This window comes from Synechococcus sp. H55.11, from assembly GCF_047462475.1.
Lineage (GTDB): Bacteria > Cyanobacteriota > Cyanobacteriia > Thermostichales > Thermostichaceae > Thermostichus.
The window spans coordinates 1-2,989 of sequence record NZ_JANSJI010000002.1 but is presented as its reverse complement, the minus strand read 5'-3'; the positions used below and the strand labels follow the sequence as shown (position 1 = coordinate 2,989).

At 61.1% G+C, this 2,989-nt stretch carries 3 protein-coding genes; 1 reads left to right on the top strand and 2 read right to left on the bottom strand.

Going from position 1 to position 2,989, the window contains the following annotated elements:
• Window positions 1-102: 102 nt before the first annotated feature.
• A complete protein-coding gene (locus NW853_RS00030) occupies window positions 103-528 on the bottom strand; it encodes a TerB family tellurite resistance protein (RefSeq protein ID WP_414336125.1) in 426 nt (141 codons plus the stop codon).
• Between the two features lie 171 nt (window positions 529-699).
• Here NW853_RS00030 and NW853_RS00025 point away from each other — a divergent pair, with 171 nt between their 5' ends.
• Window positions 700-1,827 (top strand): iron-containing alcohol dehydrogenase family protein, encoded by a 1,128-nt coding sequence (locus NW853_RS00025; protein ID WP_414347060.1) that lies wholly within the window; start codon window positions 700-702, stop codon window positions 1,825-1,827.
• A 6-nt stretch (window positions 1,828-1,833) separates the two neighbouring features.
• Here NW853_RS00025 and NW853_RS00020 read toward each other — a convergent pair whose 3' ends face one another.
• Window positions 1,834-2,733: a DMT family transporter gene (locus NW853_RS00020; protein ID WP_414336121.1), complete on the bottom strand. Its 900-nt coding sequence runs from the start codon at window positions 2,731-2,733 to the stop codon at window positions 1,834-1,836.
• Window positions 2,734-2,989: the final 256 nt, after the last annotated feature.

The window sequence follows — 2,989 nt, the reverse complement described above, 5'->3', positions numbered from 1 at the left end:
GGGTGCTATCCATCCCCACCGTATAGACGGTGGGGAATTCCGCACCTTACGTTAATCAAACTTTTCCCTGCGCCGCTCCCCAGATGGTGTGGTCAAAATGTGTTAGGAAGCCTCTCCCCTTACAGCCTTGGCCACGCGGCGGAAAAATTGCCCCACACCCTTCACCAGATTGGGCGCCGATTCTGGACGAGGTGGGATCCCTGCCATGAGGGTGTGGTAGTCATCCAAGAGGGTGTGCTCTTCTGGAGAGACTGTGTCGTCAGCCATCATCAGGTTGCCAATTGCTCCCAAAAGTTGTAAGCGCTCGGTTTCACTGGCCTGAGCAAGATAATCGGCCATCCAGCGCTCGGTTTGTTCCATCGGGATGGGCTTTTGGATCAGTTCTCGCAGCTCGGTATCGTGCTCCAAACCATAGCGGCGCAGCAGGGATCCCAAGTAGGCCAGTTCCTGGGGTTCCAAATGCCCATCGGCCCAAGCGGAGCCGGCCACAATTTTGAGTATGAGCTGATGCTGGGTCGTCGGGTTCATGATCCCTTGTTGCTAAACGGCACCGTTGCCCTGCTGGGTGAGCGCCAGAGAAGGTTGACGCTAACTTAGCCCTAACTATAGCCCTGCGGCGAGCCAGACCTCTAGGATTTGCCGCTAAGATCATGTTCTGTATTCACAAACACTGAGCTGATTTCTCTCCCCTTTCTGGCAATGCTGAGCGCCTCTTCTTGCAAATGGGATCTGGCCATTCCGGCCCCAGGCCGGCTGTACCGCGGCAGCGGCATCCTCGAGGCCGTACCTCTGACGATCCTGGGATCCCGCGTGTTGGTGATCGGGGGGGAGCGATCGCTAGCTGTGGCTGAACTGCCCCTGAAGCGCAATCTGGAGCGGGATCCCGCCGTTCAGGTCTACTGGAGCACCTATGGCGTCGATTGCAGCGAATCGGAGCTGGCTCGTCTCCAGGCTCTGGCCACAGCAGAATCCGTAACCGGCATTTTGGGGGTGGGGGGCGGCAAGGCGTTGGATACGGCCAAGTTGGTGGCCCATCGGTTGGGGATCCCGGTGGCGACGGTGCCCACCTCTGCTGCCACCTGTGCCGCCTGGAGCGCCCTGTCCAACATCTACTCGGAGGCCGGAGCTTTTCAGCGGGATGTGGCCTTGGAGCAGGCACCTGCCGCTTTGATCCTGGACTATGACTTGATTCTGCAAGCGCCAGCACGCACCCTGGTGGCCGGGATCGGAGATGCCTTGGCCAAGTGGTACGAGTCTTCTGTGAGCAGCGGCAGTTCAGAAGATGCCCTGGTGATCGGCGCTGTGCAGCAGGCCCGCGTCTTACGGGATTTGCTCTTGCAAAAATCGGTGGCGGCCCTGCGGGAGCCAGGTGGGACTGCTTGGAGGCAGGTGGTGGACGCCTGCATTTGCCTAGCGGGGATTGTCGGCGGCATGGGAGGGGCCAAATGTCGCACCGTGGCCGCCCACGCCGTTCACAACGGCCTCACCCATCTGTTGGGGCACCGGGCCACCCTGCACGGCGAGAAAGTGGCTTTTGGCATCTTGGCCCAGCTTCGCCTGGAGGAGATCCTGCAGGGAAGCCAGTTGGCGCTGGCCGCCCGCACCCAGCTGCTGGAGTTCTACCGCCAGGTGGGGCTGCCCCTCAACTTGCGGGATCTCCACCTCAACCACCTGGGATCCGCTGAGCTGCTGCAGGCTGCCCAAGTGGCCTGCCAGCCGGGATCCGATATTCACCATCTGCCCTTCCCCGTTAGCCCGGAAGCCCTGCTGGTGGCCCTCACCACCACCGACTTGACCAGCTCCAGTCCCGTCCTGCCGCGGCTCTAGGCTGGCCTAGAGATCTTCCCGCTTTCCAACTTTGCCAGTCCAGGCCGGGGTTTGGGCCCTCTGCAGCCGGGCTTCCCTGTAGGCCCCAGAGGTGGCGCCTGCCAAGACCAAGGCTCCGCCCATCCAAGTCCACCCATCCGGGATCTCGGCAAACACCCAGAACCCGATCAGGCTAGCCCAGAGGAGGCGGAAAAAATCAAGAGGCAGCAGCATGGTCACCTCGGCCAGCTTGTAGGCTTGGGTGAGGGCCACCTGGCCCAGGCTGCCCAGCAGCCCCATTGTCGCCATCCACAGCCACTGCTCCGGCGAAGGCCAGCTCCAAACCCAAACAGCAGCCAAGAAGGAAAGGGGAGTCTGCAACAGGCCCATGTAGGCGGTGATCGTGAGGCTGGACTCGGTGCGGGCGAGGATCTTGAGCACAATGGTTACCCAGGCAAAGAGGGCTGCCGCCGCCAAAGCTAGCCCTGTCCCTAAAGAGAGCTCCCGAAAGCCCGGCCTTAGCATCACCAAGGCCCCGGCAAACGCCAGGCCCAATCCCAGCCAGCGGGAGGGGCGCATCTGTTCGCCCAACACCCAGACCGCCATGAGGCTGGCAAACAAAAGCTGGACAAAGCTCAGCGCCGTTGCTTCCGCCAAAGGCAACAGGCTGGCTGCCCAGAAGGAAAGCAGCATCCCCAAGGTGCTGATTGCCGAGCGCAGGAGGTAGAAGCCCATCTTGGCGGTGCGCAGAGAGTGGATCCCTGCTCGCAAAAGCAGTGGCACCAGGGCAAGTAACCCAAATAGGTTGCGCAAGAACACAATTTCAAAAGGGTGCAGGGCGGGCGTGTTGAGCCGGATGATCGCCCCCAAACAGGCAAAGCAAAAGGTGGCCAGCAGCTTCAGGGCAACCCCTTGCCAGGCTCTCATTTGGCCCCACTCTGCAAACCGCCCCACTTGCGCGTTCTCAACGTTACAGCTCACACCCAAACGGTTTAGGCACAGAGTTTTCAGCCTCGAACTCTCAGCCTAAGCGGACTGTCAGGGATCCGACCTGCGCTCCTGGGCACTCTCTGCCACCCCCCTGGTCAGCAGGGAAAAAGACGGGGATCCCTGGGAGCTATGGCCATCTCGAATAGCCATGAACAACAGTTGTCCCCTCGCTCTGTAGCTCCCCTCTCCCAAA

What these genes read in the sequence shown, in the direction of transcription:
- NW853_RS00020 (WP_414336121.1), bottom strand. Translation starts at nt 2,733, where the DNA reads ATGAGAGCCTGGCAAGGGGTTGCCCTGAAGCTGCTGGCCACCTTTTGC.
- NW853_RS00025 (WP_414347060.1), top strand. Translation starts at nt 700, where the DNA reads ATGCTGAGCGCCTCTTCTTGCAAATGGGATCTGGCCATTCCGGCCCCA.
- NW853_RS00030 (WP_414336125.1), bottom strand. Translation starts at nt 528, where the DNA reads ATGAACCCGACGACCCAGCATCAGCTCATACTCAAAATTGTGGCCGGC.